Origin of the sequence: Pseudoalteromonas sp. SA25, assembly GCF_011378705.1 — a bacterium.
In the GTDB taxonomy this organism is placed as follows: Bacteria; Pseudomonadota; Gammaproteobacteria; order Enterobacterales; family Alteromonadaceae; genus Pseudoalteromonas; species Pseudoalteromonas arctica.
The window spans coordinates 55,549-71,383 of record NZ_WTKV01000019.1; the positions used below are offsets into that span (position 1 = coordinate 55,549).

The 15,835-nt window shown below is 38.7% G+C and carries 18 protein-coding genes; 7 read left to right on the forward strand and 11 right to left on the reverse strand.

Going from position 1 to position 15,835, the window contains the following annotated elements:
* Positions 1-150 precede the first annotated feature (150 nt).
* From udk to GQR45_RS15290, 3 genes are all read left to right on the forward strand, one after another.
* On the forward strand, positions 151-783 hold the full coding sequence (gene udk / locus GQR45_RS15280) for a uridine kinase (protein WP_007583533.1): 633 nt from the start codon (positions 151-153) through the stop codon (positions 781-783).
* Positions 784-800: 17 nt separating this feature from the next.
* A complete protein-coding gene (locus GQR45_RS15285) occupies positions 801-2,027 on the forward strand; it encodes a NupC/NupG family nucleoside CNT transporter (protein ID WP_007583535.1) in 1,227 nt (408 codons plus the stop codon).
* A 306-nt stretch (positions 2,028-2,333) separates the two neighbouring features.
* Entirely contained in the window at positions 2,334-3,044 is a 711-nt protein-coding gene (locus GQR45_RS15290) for a transporter substrate-binding domain-containing protein (RefSeq protein ID WP_197188258.1), read from the forward strand.
* A gap of 864 nt (positions 3,045-3,908) precedes the next feature.
* Here GQR45_RS15290 and GQR45_RS15295 read toward each other — a convergent pair.
* The 11 genes from GQR45_RS15295 to GQR45_RS15345 all read right to left on the reverse strand — a co-directional run bounded on the left by GQR45_RS15295 (position 3,909) and on the right by GQR45_RS15345 (position 12,384).
* Positions 3,909-4,118: a cold-shock protein gene (locus GQR45_RS15295; protein ID WP_002959120.1), complete on the reverse strand. Its 210-nt coding sequence runs from the start codon at positions 4,116-4,118 to the stop codon at positions 3,909-3,911.
* Between the two features lie 235 nt (positions 4,119-4,353).
* The gene (locus tag GQR45_RS15300; protein WP_007583539.1) at positions 4,354-5,070 is read right to left on the reverse strand and encodes a hypothetical protein; all 717 of its coding nucleotides are present in this window, start codon (positions 5,068-5,070) and stop codon (positions 4,354-4,356) included.
* Positions 5,067-5,807, reverse strand: coding sequence for an iron transporter (locus GQR45_RS15305; protein ID WP_165726402.1), 741 nt, complete (start codon positions 5,805-5,807; stop codon positions 5,067-5,069). Before GQR45_RS15305 ends, GQR45_RS15300 begins: the two co-directional genes overlap by 4 nt.
* A complete protein-coding gene (locus GQR45_RS15310; RefSeq protein ID WP_007376645.1) occupies positions 5,794-6,147 on the reverse strand; it encodes a cupredoxin domain-containing protein in 354 nt (117 codons plus the stop codon). The genes GQR45_RS15305 and GQR45_RS15310 overlap by 14 nt, the downstream gene beginning before the upstream one ends.
* Positions 6,140-7,453, reverse strand: a complete 1,314-nt coding sequence (locus tag GQR45_RS15315) for an ATP-binding protein (protein ID WP_165726403.1) — start codon at positions 7,451-7,453, stop codon at positions 6,140-6,142. The genes GQR45_RS15310 and GQR45_RS15315 overlap by 8 nt, the downstream gene beginning before the upstream one ends.
* Positions 7,454-7,479: 26 nt before the next feature.
* Positions 7,480-8,139: a response regulator transcription factor gene (locus GQR45_RS15320; RefSeq protein ID WP_010555222.1), complete on the reverse strand. Its 660-nt coding sequence runs from the start codon at positions 8,137-8,139 to the stop codon at positions 7,480-7,482.
* A 7-nt stretch (positions 8,140-8,146) separates the two neighbouring features.
* Positions 8,147-8,794 carry a hypothetical protein gene (locus GQR45_RS15325; protein ID WP_165726404.1) on the reverse strand — a complete coding sequence of 216 codons (648 nt, stop codon included), beginning with the start codon at positions 8,792-8,794 and terminating at the stop codon, positions 8,147-8,149.
* Positions 8,795-8,815: 21 nt separating this feature from the next.
* Positions 8,816-9,586: an SDR family oxidoreductase gene (locus GQR45_RS15330; RefSeq protein ID WP_165726405.1), complete on the reverse strand. Its 771-nt coding sequence runs from the start codon at positions 9,584-9,586 to the stop codon at positions 8,816-8,818.
* Positions 9,583-10,272, reverse strand: coding sequence for an iron-containing redox enzyme family protein (locus GQR45_RS15335; RefSeq protein WP_165726406.1), 690 nt, complete (start codon positions 10,270-10,272; stop codon positions 9,583-9,585). The genes GQR45_RS15330 and GQR45_RS15335 overlap by 4 nt, the downstream gene beginning before the upstream one ends.
* Positions 10,265-11,734: an AMP-binding protein gene (locus tag GQR45_RS15340; RefSeq protein WP_165726407.1), complete on the reverse strand. Its 1,470-nt coding sequence runs from the start codon at positions 11,732-11,734 to the stop codon at positions 10,265-10,267. The genes GQR45_RS15335 and GQR45_RS15340 overlap by 8 nt, the downstream gene beginning before the upstream one ends.
* Positions 11,731-12,384, reverse strand: coding sequence for a thermostable hemolysin (locus tag GQR45_RS15345; RefSeq protein ID WP_024592423.1), 654 nt, complete (start codon positions 12,382-12,384; stop codon positions 11,731-11,733). The genes GQR45_RS15340 and GQR45_RS15345 overlap by 4 nt, the downstream gene beginning before the upstream one ends.
* Before the next feature lie 274 nt (positions 12,385-12,658).
* Here GQR45_RS15345 and GQR45_RS15350 point away from each other — a divergent pair, with 274 nt between their 5' ends.
* From GQR45_RS15350 to GQR45_RS15365, 4 genes are all read left to right on the forward strand, one after another.
* The gene (locus tag GQR45_RS15350) at positions 12,659-13,282 is read left to right on the forward strand and encodes a fused MFS/spermidine synthase (RefSeq protein WP_165726408.1); all 624 of its coding nucleotides are present in this window, start codon (positions 12,659-12,661) and stop codon (positions 13,280-13,282) included.
* Positions 13,275-14,159: a fused MFS/spermidine synthase gene (locus tag GQR45_RS15355; protein WP_165726409.1), complete on the forward strand. Its 885-nt coding sequence runs from the start codon at positions 13,275-13,277 to the stop codon at positions 14,157-14,159. The genes GQR45_RS15350 and GQR45_RS15355 overlap by 8 nt, the downstream gene beginning before the upstream one ends.
* Before the next feature lie 134 nt (positions 14,160-14,293).
* Positions 14,294-14,761 (forward strand): MarR family transcriptional regulator, encoded by a 468-nt coding sequence (locus GQR45_RS15360; RefSeq protein ID WP_007583567.1) that lies wholly within the window; start codon positions 14,294-14,296, stop codon positions 14,759-14,761.
* Positions 14,762-14,769: 8 nt separating this feature from the next.
* Entirely contained in the window at positions 14,770-15,834 is a 1,065-nt protein-coding gene (locus GQR45_RS15365; protein ID WP_165726410.1) for an HlyD family secretion protein, read from the forward strand.
* Position 15,835 lies beyond the last annotated feature (1 nt).

Sequence of the window (15,835 nt, forward strand, 5' to 3'; positions counted from 1 at the left end):
TCGAATTTTCCGTACAGGACAAAAGTCCTGTTTCATAAAACCTAAACATTATAAATTTGCACCCTTGAGCGAAGCAAAAGAGATTAATCGTGTCTTTTTTGCTATTGTGATCTACCAACAATATATCTTTCTGTGTGGATGAGAACTTTAGTGACACGAACTACTATTATAGCCATTGCAGGCGCATCAGCGTCGGGCAAATCTCTTTTTAGCCAAACAATTTACAATGAATTGGTTAATGAGCTTGAACCAGGCGCTATCGCCATTATTGAAGAAGATGCTTATTACAAGGATCAGTCGCATTTGCCGATGGCTCATCGTACGCAAACAAATTACGACCATCCAGATGCATTTGAACACGCATTAATGCTTGAGCATTTAACGCAACTTCGTTGTGGTAACTCAGTAGAAGTACCAACGTATGATTATGCACAGCACACGCGTAGCGCAACCACACGCCGAGTGCCAGCTGCTAAAATACTGATTGTTGAAGGTATTTTACTATTGAGTGATAAAGCGCTTAATAAAGAATTTGATATTAAGGTGTTTATAGACACACCTTTAGATATTTGTTTAATGCGTCGTATGCAACGTGATATGGAGCAACGAGGCAGAACATTACAATCTGTTGTTGAGCAATATCAGGCAACTGTTAGACCGATGTTTTATCAATTCATTGAGCCTTCTAAGCATAATGCTGATTTAGTTGTGACTCGAGGCGGCATGAACCGCGTTGCGATTGATATAATAAAAAGTAAAATTAAATATTTACTACAAGAATAACAACGGGAAACATTTGTATGACAACATTTATGAGCTTAGTAGGCATGTGTGTGCTACTAAGCATTGCCTTTGCTGCGTCAACTAATCGCAAGGCAATTAATTTAAGAACCGTTGGTATAGCATTTGCGATGCAAATTGTTATAGGCGGTTTTGTTCTGTTTTTCGAAGCAGGAAAAAATGTGTTAACTAGCATGTCATCAGCCGTTTCGTCGGTTATTGGTTATGCTAATGATGGTATTGGGTTTTTATTTGGTCCACTCGCCTCACAAGACACATTAGGTTTTATTTTTGCAATTCAAGTTTTGCCAGTTATCGTGTTTTTCTCAGCGCTTGTTGCTGTGTTATATCACCTTGGCATTATGGATTGGATAATTAGGATTTTAGGCGGCGGTTTACAAAAATTATTGAAGACCTCTCGCACAGAATCGCTTTCAGCAACTGCAAATATTTTTGTAGGCCAAACTGAAGCACCGTTAATAGTTAAGCCATTTATAGCAACGATGACAAAATCGGAATTGTTTGCAGTAATGGTAGGTGGCTTAGCCACTGTAGCAGGCTCTGTAATGGCCGGTTACGTAATTATTGGCGTAGATCTTAAGTATCTTATTGCTGCGAGCTTTATGGCTGCACCAGGTGGTTTCTTAATGGCCAAGATGATTGTGCCAGAAACTGAAACGCCTAGAGATAACTTAGCTGATTTAGATTTAGATGACGAAGATAAGCCTGTAAATGTAATTGATGCAGCTGCATCAGGTGCTGCAAACGGTATGCATTTAGCACTTAATGTAGGTGCAATGTTACTTGCTTTTGTAGCGCTAATTGCACTATTAAACGGTTTATTAGGCGGTATTGGTGGGTGGTTTGATTACCCAACATTAACGCTTCAAGAAATATTAGGTTATGTATTTGCTCCAGTTGCATGGTTACTAGGTGTGCCATGGGATGAAGCGATTATAGCCGGCAGCTTTATTGGTCAAAAGATAGTAGTAAACGAGTTTGTTGCTTACTTAGACTTTATAAATTATCGCGATACGTTAAGCGCGCACACACAAGCAATCGTTACTTTTGCTTTATGTGGGTTTGCTAACTTATCATCGATAGCCATTTTACTAGGTGGGTTAGGCGGTATGGCGCCTAGTCGGCGGAAGGATATCGCTCGCTTAGGGCTCAGAGCAGTGTTAGCAGGATCTATGGCTAACCTTATGAGCGCAGCAATTGCTGGGTTTTTCCTCTCGCTAGCTTAGAAACTTATTGAGATGAACACCGGTGTTGCAAAACAAGAGGATAGCGCTTTAAGGGGTTAAAGCTCTATCTGACTTGAACGATACTTCACCAAGGGCCGCAAGGCCCTTTTATCGTTTTAGGCCTTAATTTTTAGCCTCAACTACTTCTAACCTCGAAGCACTTATCTATCTAGCCCCCTTTATAGTTATACATAACTCAAATAAACCAATATCTTAGTAACAAGTTCACATAAATAATTTTTGTGTTTTTCATATTTTCAGCCACACTTATTATTACTTAAGCTAACTGAATGACGATTCGCTATTGTGAAATATATTCTTTATTCTCTTTTTTTAATTTGCTCTGTGTATGTTCAAGCAAAGGAAGCCCTGCTTGTTGTTACAGAGTTAGCACCACCAAACCAAGTATTGATTAATGGCGAGGTAGCAGGTGAAGGTACTCAGTTTATTAGAGATATATTTGCTGAGGCTGATCTCACACCTAACATTCAAATGTATCCTTGGGCACGTGCTTATAAAATTGCAGATGAGTTAAAAAACACCTTTATATACAGCCTTGCACGCACTGTAGAGCGAGAAAATAAATTTTATTGGATTGGACCAGTTGGACGATTTGAGCTGGGCTTTATCGGCCTATCAGAGCGAAATGATCTTATTATAAATAATACTGAACAAGCAAAAGTGTATAAAATTGCAATGCAACGCAATGACTTTTCAACACAAACCCTCACGAAACTTGGATTTGAAGTTGTTTTAACCTCTGATATTCAAAAATCATACTCTTTACTATTAGCTAAAAAAGTAGATTTAATTGTAGACGATCCTTTATTCATGCAGCAGATGAGTGATTATCTAAAGCTCAAACCAGCACACTTAAAGTTTATTTATAAAATAGATGAGCTAACAATTGATGCTTATTTAGCTGCAAATAAAAAAACAGATATGCATTTAATAGAAGCACTGCAAGCTGCATTTTTAAAAATAAAGCAAAATAAAGGGCTGCCTTACGAAAGATAAATCATTGAAGATAAGTATGCTTATGGGCGACAAAATCATCTTTCATTTTTAACTTTTTATATTCTTCATAAAATTGCTTTATGACATGCTCTGGTACTGATTTATTAAATGCAATGTAATTGCTCACAAGCTTAGGAAGAGGTAATTCTTGCACTTCACTGCGTCAGTTGCTTTATATCCAAAGAGTTCTAGCTATACTTTATTGTAACTTTTGAACCTAAATTAGATCTATTTTTCTTTTTAAAAACAAATCCATATATTGTTTTCGCCTCCAAACATTAGTAAGTTTTCGCCCGCTTTAAAACCAATTTTATTTACGCCTAGAGCTGAATTGTTTTTTCGGCGTAAAATTTAGACCGCATACTTAATGGAATTGGTATAACTTACTTATCAGCTTTGAGCTTATAAAAGAAAGTTTGACTCGCGCCAGCGGCCCAGCCCAATAAAATGGTGGGTCACGTTCGATGTTTTTAATTATTGAAACAATGCCAAAGTAAGGGGCTTTTAAACTAAGTTATAAGCACGCTTCCAAGGAAGCAATTTAAACTCGCAGGTTATATCAATAGCTGTGCAAATATCTTTTACAATATCGAGAGTACTACTAACAAGCTGGTCTTTGTCGTTTTGAATTTGTTGTTTTGAAATTATAAGGGAGAAATGTTCGGTATAAATTACAAGCTTAAACTCACTTGCATTAGCGCAATGACTTAGAAGAATAGAAAAACGAATATTAGGAGGGGCTAAATAATAGCAATATCATTTAGTTAATTTACATTGATAATGGACGTTGCTTGGTTTGAGTCAAATTTCAGACACAAAAAAAGCGCCTTAAGCGCTTTTTTTCATTTTACTTAAAAAGCAAAATTATACAGCTGTGATGTTATCAGCTTGTGGACCTTTTTGACCTTGTGAAAGAGTAAACTCTACACGTTGGCCTTCAGCTAAAGTTTTGAAACCTTCGCTTTTGATTGCTGAGAAATGTGCGAAAACGTCTGGGCCATTTTCTTGCTCGATGAAACCAAAACCTTTAGACTCGTTAAACCACTTAACTGTACCTGATACGATGTTAGACATTGTAATATCCTGAAATAAAAATAAAAATATGCTCATAAGAGCGGGTGTAGCAAAAAATGAGATGGTACTTTAAAAACTTCAGGACGGTACTACAAGTATTACTTATATCGAAATGGAGATTTATAGCTTACATGCTTTCTTTCTAGCTGCGGCCCACTATATAGAGTTTAAATAATATGTCAAGTACCTATCTATGATCAGAATAACAAACAACCAAAACTACTTTTAGTTGTTATTAAAATTCAAATTCTAATGCGAGCCTAAAACTATGGTTTTTTTCTGATTGGCTTATCTCAGTGATGAAACCCGCTTCCCATTTTAATTGCTTTTGCCCATCAAAGCGCTGTAAACCTATAAAGCCAGGCCCTATACCAATAAAGTCTTCACCTACGTAAACCTCTATAGAAGGCTGAAAAGCAGAGCGATATCGATAGCGATATTGTGCTCTAAACTCACTTTCCCATTCATTTTTAATGTCTTGCCCCCACTCATAAACCAAAAAAGCATTTAGCGTAAGACTTGTTTTTCCAAATTCTTTTTCGATCACAAAACCCGAGGTTGCCTCATACACATCTTCGTTATGTTTTTTTTCAAGCTCAAATAACGCGCCCCAATCAGCCCATAATTTACCTTGTTCAATTAATTGCCAACGTAGCTCAAGCTCATAAGCTTCTAATCCAAAGTCGCCGTTGTCGTCTCGCTCACCAACTAAATAGCCTTCCAGTGCCATTGTATCGTTAATAGCACCACCGCCACCCAAACGCTGCGCTAGTATGTTGCCACTATCTGTTTGGTGCGACACTAATCGCCACTCAAACTCACGCTCAAAAGGCAAAACATAGGGGTGATATACCTTATCAACAACAATACCATCGGCCTTTGCTTGGATTGAGAATACCAACAAACAAAGAGCGGTAAAACTAAGCGCTAAATATAGGTTGAGTGCTTTCATACACGTTCCTTAGTTATTGGAGCCGAAATAACATAACAAAGTAATAAAAATAACACGCTGCTTGTACTATATATAAGTACACTCATTAAATCGGGAGTGGCCTCGTAACCAACAAGAGCACGCAATACGCGGCCTAGCTCAGAGTTTTCGCTTAACAAATCACGTAAATCCCATACTGTTGAGGTGTTTGTAATTAAATCTATTTGGCTTGCCAAATCCAGTGCAACTAGTAACTTAGCCGCGCTGTTAAAAGCAAGCAAAGTAAAAAGCGGATACATACCAAAACGGTGCTTAATTGCATTCATTAAAAAGTACAGCAATACGCTAAAACTTAAACAAATTCCCACACCTAATAAAGTGCCAATAAATAAGCTTTGCCCTGCATCATTATTTTGCCAAAAACTGGTGAGGTAAATAATATAATGGCTTAAATAGAGCGTTATTGTGCTTATAACTGCGATATAAAATGCCGCTGACTTTTGCTTTAGTGCAAATACCAATACAGCAATAAATATAGTGATACATAGCCCTATTTGTGAGTACTCTAACCCTTGGTGTTCAAACCACTGGCTCACCCACGACGCACTTTGCATGTACAAAAACGACATTACCGCGCCTATTACTAAAGCAGACCCTATTTTTAAAGAGCTTTGTTCTTTAACTACTTGTAGTAATACTAATAAAATAGCCACTGGTAGTAATTGGTTAAGGCTCATGACTAAACTAGTTATTAGCATGCTGCGCCCCTTCATCGTTAACTATAACAACGCCCCTTGCTGTATTTGGCGAAAACTCACCAAAAAACTCGTAATGCCCTTTACTTAGCGGCCCTATATAAATAATGCTTTTACGATTTGGGTAGAGTACTTTTTCTCTGTTTAGATCAAAGCTATCAAACTCTTCTGGTGTGCTGTCTTGGTTTTCTATCAATAGTTTTACTTTTTTATTTGCGGGAATAATTATTTGCGAGGGATAAAACAAATGATCTTTTAAAATAATAAGGTACTCTTTACTCGCCGCGTTAAACGACAAAAATAGCAAACAACAAAGACATTGATTGAATAAACGTTTAGTCACTTTTTACTCCTGTAAAAGTAACCTTAACGGTTAGTCCGCCTAAAGAGCTATTCGCTAAATAAATACTTGCGCCATAAATAGCAATTATATGTTGAACAATCGCCATACCTAAACCCGCACCTTGCTCGCCTGATGGATGTTGATCGCCACCTACGCGATAAAAGCGATTAAATATTCGCTCTTTTTGCTCTTCAGTCATGCCCGCACCAGAATCATCAATTTGCCAACTATAGCTGTTATTACTTGATGCTAATTTAATTATTATTTGACCATTATTGGGGGTGTATTTTATGGCATTGCTAAGTAAATTAGCGATGAGTGTGGTTAATGTAAACTCATCACCATTAATTACAAAATCATCACCTTCGAGGCTAATCATTTGGTTTTTTTCGTCTATTTTGTCGTATTGCTCCGATACGACTTGTTGAGTAATCGTTAGCAATGATTGTTCGCTAAACTGCCTCTGCCATTGTTCAGGCTGAGTGCGCCCTAAAATTAGCATTTGTTCAACAATATTACTTAAGCGATTAATGCCCTGCGACATGGCTTGTAATTCTTGATGGTCTTGCAGATTACTTTGTTTATTAGCCAAATTATGTACATTAATTTTTAAACTACTGAGCGGGGTACGTAATTCGTGAGCTGCATCTGAAGCAAAAAAGCGCTCTCGTAAGTAGGCAGTTTCTACGCGCTTAAATAAGTCGTTTAAACGATTAATAACCGGTTTAATTTCTTCGTCGGTTACCTGCCAGTTAATTGGCGTAAAGTCGTTTGCTTGGCGAGTAGCCAGCTGCTTAGATAATCGAGTAAGAGGGGCTAATGCGTATTTAACAAAAAAGCTAATAAAAATAGCAAGCAGAGGGACTGCCCATAGCATAGGTAACATTGCAGATAAAATAACGGCTTCAGCTAATTCAAACCGCTTTGCCATAGGTTCAGCAACAATGACTTTACGGGTGTTTTTACTCATCACAAACACTCGCATACGCTGCCCTGCTACATTGGCAGTTTGAAAGCCCTCGCTAAAACTAATTTGGTTATTCGTTAAACTCGATGAGCCGCTAAGTAAACTATTGTTTTGCCAAATTTGATACAACAACTGAGCACTATTATTGCTTACTTGTACTGCATTTGTGCTTAGTGCTAATGGTTGCTCAATTAAAACGCCAGCCACTATTTTAAGTTCATTATCAAGCAAGTTTTCGCCGTGGCGCATGCTTTTTTGATAGCCTTTTACTAAAGCTAAAAAGCAAGTTAGCACCATCATTGAAAGTAAAATTAAGGTCAGACGTTTACGAATAGACATTTTCAACCTCGAAAGATAAACACACTCTAACGCTTACCAACCACGTAGCCAATGCCACGTAAGGTTTTAATAAAATCGCTAGGGAATTTTTTACGAAGATGATGAATATGCACCTCTATGGCATTAGAGCCAACTTCTTCACCCCATTGGTAAAGTTTGTTTTCGAGTTGCTGTTTTGATTGCACCCTTCCCTGATTTTCCATCAGCGCTTTTAAAAGCATGTATTCTTTTCGCGGCAGTGTAAGTGACTGCCCACTTAGTGTAACTGTATGTGCAGAGGTATCAATTACTACGTCACCACAGCGCAACAAGCTTGATTGTGTTTGGTTAATGCGCCGACTTGCTACACGTAAACGGGCAAATAGCTCAGCGGGATCAAACGGCTTTGCAAGGTAATCGTCTGCCCCCATATCTAGCCCTTGGACTTTGTCATCAATACTGCCGCGAGCAGTTAAAATAACCACCGGAATAACTTTTTTTTGTGCTTTAATATGCTTTAAAACTTGCGAGCCGTCGCCATCAGGTAATCCTAAATCGAGAATAACCAGCTCAATTTCACCACTAGAAAGGCACTCTAAGGCATGCTTAACTGTGCCACTATGCTCTACGCTGTAGCCCTCTTGACGCAAAGAGCGAATAAGCCCTTGCGCCACTAAATGATCATCCTCAACGAGTAATAAATGCATTATGTGTTTATCTTTTTAGTTTTTTATCTACTTTTACCAATAGCTGGCTTATTGCTTGTTGGCGATATTCATCTGCTTTTGCACGAGTATCACGAATGCCCGCAGCTTGTGCTACAAGTAGTCGTGCTTTAGCTTGTTTATAATCGCCTTCGTCATACAAGTATTCACCGTATAAGTAATTAGTATCAATGCCTTCGAGATTAAAAGCGAGCGCTTGTTTAAATAATTTTTCAGCTTTGTCGTCATCACCAAAACCAATTGGCCAACCGGGTACTTTGCTATAAAGCGTTGCAAGGCTTGCGTAAGCTGAGCCATTTAATGCAGTGCCATCTATTGAAAGTGCATTTTCGAGTGACGTTTTTGCCTCTTTTGCTAAACCAAGTGCACCCAACCCGCCTTTTGCGCCAGCAAAACTAGCTAACACAATTCCATTCCAAATATGTGTTTGTGCCGAGCTTGGGTAGTTTTTAACAAACAATGCACTTTGCTCACTTAGTTGTGTAAACGCATCTATTTGCGCATCATCTTCAAGTTCGTAGTTAGCAATTGCCCAATTTTGTTGAATAGAGGTTAAGTCTTGTGTTTCATCTGCGTGTACTGCGGTTGCAAATACAGTTGTTAGTACTAAATAAAATGCGAGTGTAAATTTATACATAATTTTGCCCTTGTGTGTTTGTTAACTTAAAAAACGTTTAATTTTAGGAAGTTGTTTTGCAATAGCGTTATCAACAACGCTTGGGAATACCCCATTTATGCGTGCAAATAATTTTTCAGGAAAACCAATAAAGCGCCTTGTTTGGTTTGAACTTATAAGAGCTAATAACTCTTGAGCAACTAATTCTGGCGAGTCCATTTTATTGCCGAGCTCTTTATTCATTGCCCGCGCTTTACTGCTATTAATAGATGTATCTGTTGCTCTAGGCGCTAAATAGGTCACTTTAACGCCTGAGCCGTTAAGCTCACGCGAGAGCGCTTCTGTAAAACCACGTAAACCAAATTTACTGGCGCAATAAAGTGTTTGAAACGGGTAGCCAATACTGCCAAACGATGAGCCCACGTTAACAATGGTGCCTTTGGTATACGCTAACTGCCCTAAAAATAGCTGGCATAATTTAATAGGCACCGACAAATTAGTAATGAGCATATTGTCTATTTGCTCATTACTTGTGTGCTCTAAGCTTTGCATTGTATTTATACCGGCATTGTTAATAAGTAACTTAACGCCGCCGAGTTGCTTGGCTTTTATTGCTAAGTTAATACGTGTTGTATCGTCGGTTAAATCGCCAGCAAATATTTCACTGTCAGGGCATGCACGGCTCAGTTTTTCAAGGGCTTGGGTATTTCGCCCTACAAGCAGTAACTTCCACCCTTTTGTATATAGGGCTTTAGCAATCGCTTGCCCTATTCCGCCTGTTGCGCCAGTGAGCACACATAAAGTGCTACTCATGCCAATTTGCCTTGTGCACTAGCTTTAAAAAACGGTTCGTCATCGAGTCCACGAAATATATCGCCGTATAAACGATAAAAGCGCTTTGCACCATGAAGTATGGCTTGTTGATCCGCCTCATCTGTTATTTGGTTCATTAGGTTTTCAAAAAACTTCACATGCTCTATATCAAGTGCGCCGTGAGAGGTTAAATAACTAAATGCTTTTTTAGGTAAGCCCACAGCGCTTGCAATGTTTGAAGCTGCGCCATCAGCAAGTGCTATAGAAGTGCCTTCAAGCACATGTACCATGCCAAAAAAGCTCAATGGGTTTTTACGTGCAATAGAGTCGTACGCGTACGACACCATCATTTCGGTAGCAAATTGCGGCTGACTACACCGTACTATTTCTTTGTCAAAACCACAGGCTGCAATATCATTAAGTACCCACTCTTGATGGCCTATCTCTTCTTCAATGTATTCTGCAACGGCTTCGCGCAGCCACTCTTGATCATCGGTTAATCGCGCACCAACCGACATCATTAATGGCACGGTGTGCTTAACATGGTGATACGCTTGCGCTAAAAACGAGGCGTATTCTTCAAGTGATGCTTCGCCTTTAAAAACACGCTGAATAATAGGTGCTGCAAGCAGATAGTTTTGCTCTTGTTTAGTTTGCTCTTTGAGGGTGTTAAAAAAATCACTCATTAATTACTTCTCCAAGTCGGTAAAATTGCTCAAACACAGCATGGTACTGCTTACTTATGGCATCTCGTTTTGGGCGATTATTTGTGGTTAATAATCCTTGTTGCACACTTAATGGGGCAGCTAAACGATGCCATTTTTGAATTCGTGAATAGTCGGGTAGTTGTTTATTAATTGCGTTAATGTATTGAGCTAACACGGGGTTACATAGCTTTGAATCGGCATAAATAATGGAGGTTAAAAAAGGTCGACCTTCACCAAACACAACCGCTTGTAAAATTCCGCTTTGACTTAGTAATAGTGATTCAGGCCACTCGGCACTGATGTTGCGACCCATGCTGGTAATAATTAGGTTTTTTAGGCGGCCTTTAATAAATAAGGTATTTTGATGCTGCTCGACTAGATCACCGGTTGCATACCACTGGTTTTTGTTGTGAGGTTGATGGTTTAAGTAACCTAAAAACAAATCGCCTTTTATAAAAAGCTGGCCATTTTCAATTTTGGTTTGAATATGAGGTAACACAGAGCCTGCACTGTGAAGGTTATCGTTTGTGGGCGTATTTAAACTAACTACAGATGCCGCCTCAGAAAGCCCATAACCTTGGTAAACCGGTAAGTTTAAGCTACGCGCTTTGGTTAATAGCATTTCGCTGACACGCGCACCACCTACTGCTATAAATTGTAACGAACTAGGCGGTTGCCACCCATCTTCTGCAAAAGTAACTAAGCATGCTAATAGTTCAGGCACTAAAATAAGCGTATTTGGCTTAACTTTATCAATCGCAGCTATAAGCTGTGCGGGCTGTTTTAATGCAGTTCCAACAAATCCTAATTCATTTAACGGCATTAAATGCACTGTACCGCCACTTTTTAAAGGGGCATACACACCGGCTATATTTTCAAGCAATACAGCAAGCGGCAATAAACATAAATGAACAGGCTTTTTAATATTAATTTTATCGCACAGAGATTGGGCTACCTGCATTTGACTCTTTGCAGATAAACACACGCCTTTTGGTTGCCCAGTCGATCCAGATGTAAACGTTACTTTTTGAGTTTCTGGAAAATAACTGACGGCTTTAGCTACAACAATTTCGTAAATATATAACGTGTAAAACTCAAACATAGTAATCAATGCAGTAGGCTCCCCAAGTAAAGGGTTTGCCGTGTCGCTAATAAATAAATGTGCGCCACATTGTGCTAGTACATATTGAGTTTGTTGTTCACTAAAAAAGTGAGCAATTGGCACAGCCACTTTATTAGAAACTGCAGTAGCGGCATCAATAACAAGCCAAGCTGGCGTATTATCGAGCTTATAAGCGACACATTTGCCGTTAAAGCTTTGTAGTATTTTTACTACTTTTTGTATTTGCTGGTTAAACTCATCACCTTTAATTTCAAGTGTTTGCTCTTTATTATGGGCAATAATTAATGGCGGTACTGCATGGGTATTATAGTAATTCATACATTCACCAATGCATTTACCAAAGAATTAATACTTGAGTGGTTTTGCTGCATCAAACTATAAAGCATTGGGGTATTTAATACTTGTTGGTGAGCTTGCTCTAGGCTCACAATGCATACTGTTGGTTGGTTGGCGTAATAGCTGCCCCACTTTAATGGGTTCTCAACTACAAAACTGCTCGCAAGTGCAATTTCAGTACACGTAACACCAAGTAAGCGCAATAAAGCACGCACTTTGTTGGTTGCACAAAACACTAAATGTTTTGCCCCCACACTTTGCAGAGCTTCGTTAACAATAATAAAATGTGCAAGTGTTGCTCTTCGATTTGTAGAGCAGAGATTACCAAGTTCAAAAATTTTATTGCGAGAAATACTTTCATCTAAAAAATCTTCAACGGGTGATGCTAAATATTGCTCAATAAACAATGGCGAAGTTGCTTGCCTTAGCCCTAACGTGCACTTTCCTTGCTCGGTAACGTATTGGCAAAGTAGGGGCATAAAAGAAGTAAGCTTAGCGTTATACGCAACTAAAAAACCTTCTTTCACTGTATTTTCGAGATTTTTTCGATGCACATCATCAATACGAGCACTAATAAACTGACTGTTATTTTGTGTTAAATCTAATGATGTAGAAGTGTGGGCTAATTGCATAAGCTCGCTCATTTAAACCTGTTTATATTTCAGGGTTTAAACTTAACGAGTGAAACTTAAAGAAAACTTAAGAAAAAATTAATTTAAATGAAAAAGCGTCTTAAGTGTTAAATCGCGAGGGCCTAGGCAAGCTAAATAGATCAGAATTCAACTAACTAACAAATCGCTATAACAAAACTTCTTTTTTTAATTAAACTTAGGTCAACAGGCTCTAGCAGCTTTGTATGCATCACGTTAGTATAGTGTTCTACTTAAGTTACATAACGATAATTATATGAGCATAAAAACAAACGCGTTAATTTACTTTTTAGCTTTTTGCAGCGGCTTTTGCATAATGGGCATTGAGCTTTTAGGTGGGAGAATTCTTGCCCCCTTTTTTGGCAGTAGCGTGCATATTTGGGGCAGTATAATTACTGTGTTTATGCTTAGTTTATCTTTTGGGTATTTACTTGGTGGTAAACTCAGCACTAAAAATGCATCCCTTACCAAATATGGTTTAATATTTTTAATTGCCAGCATTATGGTTGTTCCTATTACATTATTTTCGCAGCCTATAATGGAATTTATATTTACCCATATTGAAGATAGCCGCTACGGCTCGCTCTTAGCGTCAACTGCTTTATTTTTTATCCCTACCGTTATTTTAGGCATGATCTCGCCCTACTCTGTGCGCTTACTGGTAACAGATAGCGATAAAAGCGGCCAAGTGGCTGGGCGTTTATACTTTGTAAGTACGCTTGGCAGTGCCCTGGGTACTATTATTACCTCTTTTTACTTTGTACTCGCGTTTGACGTGAATACAATTATTAGCGCCTTTGCTTTAACGCTTGGGTCACTGGGTTTAGTAGCGATTGCTATTAATACCTTGGTTAATAATAAGGGGCTTGCTCATGCTTAAATATTTGCTACTGCCATTAATTGTGTTTTCAGGTTCTGCGTTTAGTAACGTTATTCATGAAGAACGCTCGCTTTATCGCAATATTATTGTTGAAGAAACAAGCGACTTACGTTGCCTTAAATTTAATACTAAAAGTAGCCAAACAAGCCAAAGTTGCATGTATAAAAGCAATTCCGACAAACTTGTTTTTAATTACACAAAATTGACGTTTGCGAGCCTTTTAGTAACCGACAACCCTAAAAGTGTACTTATTATAGGATTAGGTGGCGGTACGCTTTCTAACGTTATTCATGAGCTATACCCCACTGCAAATATTCATAATGTTGAAATAGATCCTGCAGTAACTAAAGTTGCACGCGATTACTTTAACTTTATAGAAAACGACTTAGTGACATCAAGCGTGCAAGATGGCCGTATTTTTATAAAGCGCGCCGCTATTAAAAAGCAAAAGTACGATTGGATTATTTTAGATGCGTTTAACGGTGACTATATTCCGGAGCATTTGCTCACTAAAGAGTTTTTTGAAGAAGTACAAAGCGTATTAGCTGATGGTGGCGTTATTGCCGCAAATACGTTTTCAAGTAGTAAACTTTATGAGCATGAGTCGGCAACTTACCACGCTGTATTTGGCGACTTTATAAATGTAAGCCGCGAAAATCGTAGCAACCGTATTATTTTAGCGGGGCTTAAATCAATACCGAGCGAAGCGCAAATTAACACGCGTGTTAATGCTCTCGCCCCTAAATTAGTAAAATACGGTGTAGATATAAAAGCGATTAGCCAACTTATGCACTTTACTAAAGACGGCCAAGATTGGCCTGCAGATACAAAAGTACTTACCGATCAATACTCCCCAGCTAATTTACTTAACTTTTAAAATCCCCTAAACCTCACCATTTTTTTACAGGTGAGGTTTAGCAAATATTTTGCCACTTCCCGTACTTACACATATTTACTTAGCAAGCTAAGTAATGATAAAATAGTTAGCTTGCTAACTATGTTGGGATGGCTATGCCTACACAAAAACCTTTTCACGAGACGCTCGATTTAACAGTTATCGGTAATATGGGCCGAGTTCATCGCTTATGCCGCGAAGCAGTAACCATTGCTGTTGAGCCTTTGGGGCTTACTCAGTCGCGCTGGACTGCACTAATGCATATAAATATGCGTGGTGAGGGACTAACACAACTTGAACTTGCTAATAGCTTAGGGATAGAAATGCCTTCACTGACTCGCACGCTTAAGCAATTAGAGGAGCAATCGTTAATCGTTCGCCGTGTAGACAAACATGATAAGCGCAGTAAAAGACTCTATTTTACTGAGCAAAGTGATGCCATTTTACATTCATTGCAAGAGACCATTTCCGATATAAAAAATCAGTTATACAGCGGTTTATCTGTTGAGCAGCTAGATGCCATTGCATTTGGTTTGATCAAAATAGAGCAAAACGCCCTTAAATGTATTCAAGTTAATAAGTAAGGCTAAAAATGACACCGGATCAAAAGTTTGCACGCTATGTAAGGTTTTCTCTCATAGGGTTTATCTTAGTATTTATTTACTATTTAGTGGCCGATATGGTTTTGCCTGTGACACCACAGGCACGTGTATACCACCCTGTTGTGCAAATATCACCGCAAATTAGTGGCCGAGTCACTAGTGTGCAAGTTAATAATAACCAACCAGTTAAAGCGGGCGATATATTATTTAGTATCGATGAAGGCCCATATAATTTAGCCAAAGAGCAAGCTCAACTCGCGCTTGATGATGCCAAATTACAAAACAAGCGTCTTGATACCAATGTTAAAGCCCTTGAAGCACAAATTAGTGCTGCAAATGCTAAGCAGCATGAGCAAAAGCTATTAAAAAGCAGAGGCGAAAAACTCTATACTCAAAAGTCTATATCGGAGCAAGAGCTTGAAAGTATTCGTGCTAATTTTGAAGCCAGTAAAGCAAATGTTGCGGCCCTAGAAGCGCAGTTAGCTGAAGCAGTTTTAGCTAGAGGTGACTCAGGTAATAAAAACTTAGCTATGCGTCATGCTGCTAACCAGTTAGCGCAGGCTGAGTTAAATTTATCCTACACGCAAGTACGTGCACTAAGTGACGGTGTAGTTGCTAACTTACAATTATTAGACGGCGCATACGCAGTTGCAGGTAGCCCATTATTAGCTATTGTCGCTAAAAAAGCCGATTTAGTTGCCGACTTTAGAGAAAAGTCACTCTCAAATATGAAGCAAGGCACTCAAGCGCGCGTCGTATTTGATAGCCGCCCAGGTGAAGTTTACGACGCAATACTAGAAACATTTGAAGCAGGCGTTAGCAACGGTCAACTTAGTGCAAATGGTTTACTAAGTACAACAGAAACCAGCAATCGTTGGGTACGCGATGCACAGCGTCAACGTATTCATTTAAAGCTCGTAAATCATCAAGACTTAATAGCGGACATGCCAAGCGGGTCACGTGCAACAGTACAATTATTACCCGAATCGACAATTGGGCAATGGTTTGGCTCTGCACAAATTAGATTTATTAGCTGGTTACACTACATTTATTAAT

Excerpts from the sequence above, each read along its gene's own strand:
- GQR45_RS15285 (WP_007583535.1), top strand. The coding sequence starts at position 801 with ATGACAACATTTATGAGCTTAGTAGGCATGTGTGTGCTACTAAGCATT.
- GQR45_RS15305 (WP_165726402.1), bottom strand. The coding sequence starts at position 5,807 with ATGCTAATAACTAGTTTAGTCATGAGCCTTAACCAATTACTACCAGTG.
- GQR45_RS15345 (WP_024592423.1), bottom strand. The coding sequence starts at position 12,384 with ATGCAATTAGCCCACACTTCTACATCATTAGATTTAACACAAAATAAC.
- GQR45_RS15330 (WP_165726405.1), bottom strand. The coding sequence starts at position 9,586 with ATGAGTAGCACTTTATGTGTGCTCACTGGCGCAACAGGCGGAATAGGG.
- GQR45_RS15350 (WP_165726408.1), top strand. The coding sequence starts at position 12,659 with ATGAGCATAAAAACAAACGCGTTAATTTACTTTTTAGCTTTTTGCAGC.
- GQR45_RS15335 (WP_165726406.1), bottom strand. The coding sequence starts at position 10,272 with ATGAGTGATTTTTTTAACACCCTCAAAGAGCAAACTAAACAAGAGCAA.
- GQR45_RS15355 (WP_165726409.1), top strand. The coding sequence starts at position 13,275 with ATGCTTAAATATTTGCTACTGCCATTAATTGTGTTTTCAGGTTCTGCG.
- GQR45_RS15320 (WP_010555222.1), bottom strand. The coding sequence starts at position 8,139 with ATGCATTTATTACTCGTTGAGGATGATCATTTAGTGGCGCAAGGGCTT.
- GQR45_RS15325 (WP_165726404.1), bottom strand. The coding sequence starts at position 8,794 with ATGTATAAATTTACACTCGCATTTTATTTAGTACTAACAACTGTATTT.
- GQR45_RS15340 (WP_165726407.1), bottom strand. The coding sequence starts at position 11,734 with ATGAATTACTATAATACCCATGCAGTACCGCCATTAATTATTGCCCAT.
- GQR45_RS15365 (WP_165726410.1), top strand. The coding sequence starts at position 14,770 with ATGACACCGGATCAAAAGTTTGCACGCTATGTAAGGTTTTCTCTCATA.
- GQR45_RS15315 (WP_165726403.1), bottom strand. The coding sequence starts at position 7,453 with ATGTCTATTCGTAAACGTCTGACCTTAATTTTACTTTCAATGATGGTG.
- GQR45_RS15360 (WP_007583567.1), top strand. The coding sequence starts at position 14,294 with ATGCCTACACAAAAACCTTTTCACGAGACGCTCGATTTAACAGTTATC.
- GQR45_RS15300 (WP_007583539.1), bottom strand. The coding sequence starts at position 5,070 with ATGAAAGCACTCAACCTATATTTAGCGCTTAGTTTTACCGCTCTTTGT.
- GQR45_RS15295 (WP_002959120.1), bottom strand. The coding sequence starts at position 4,118 with ATGTCTAACATCGTATCAGGTACAGTTAAGTGGTTTAACGAGTCTAAA.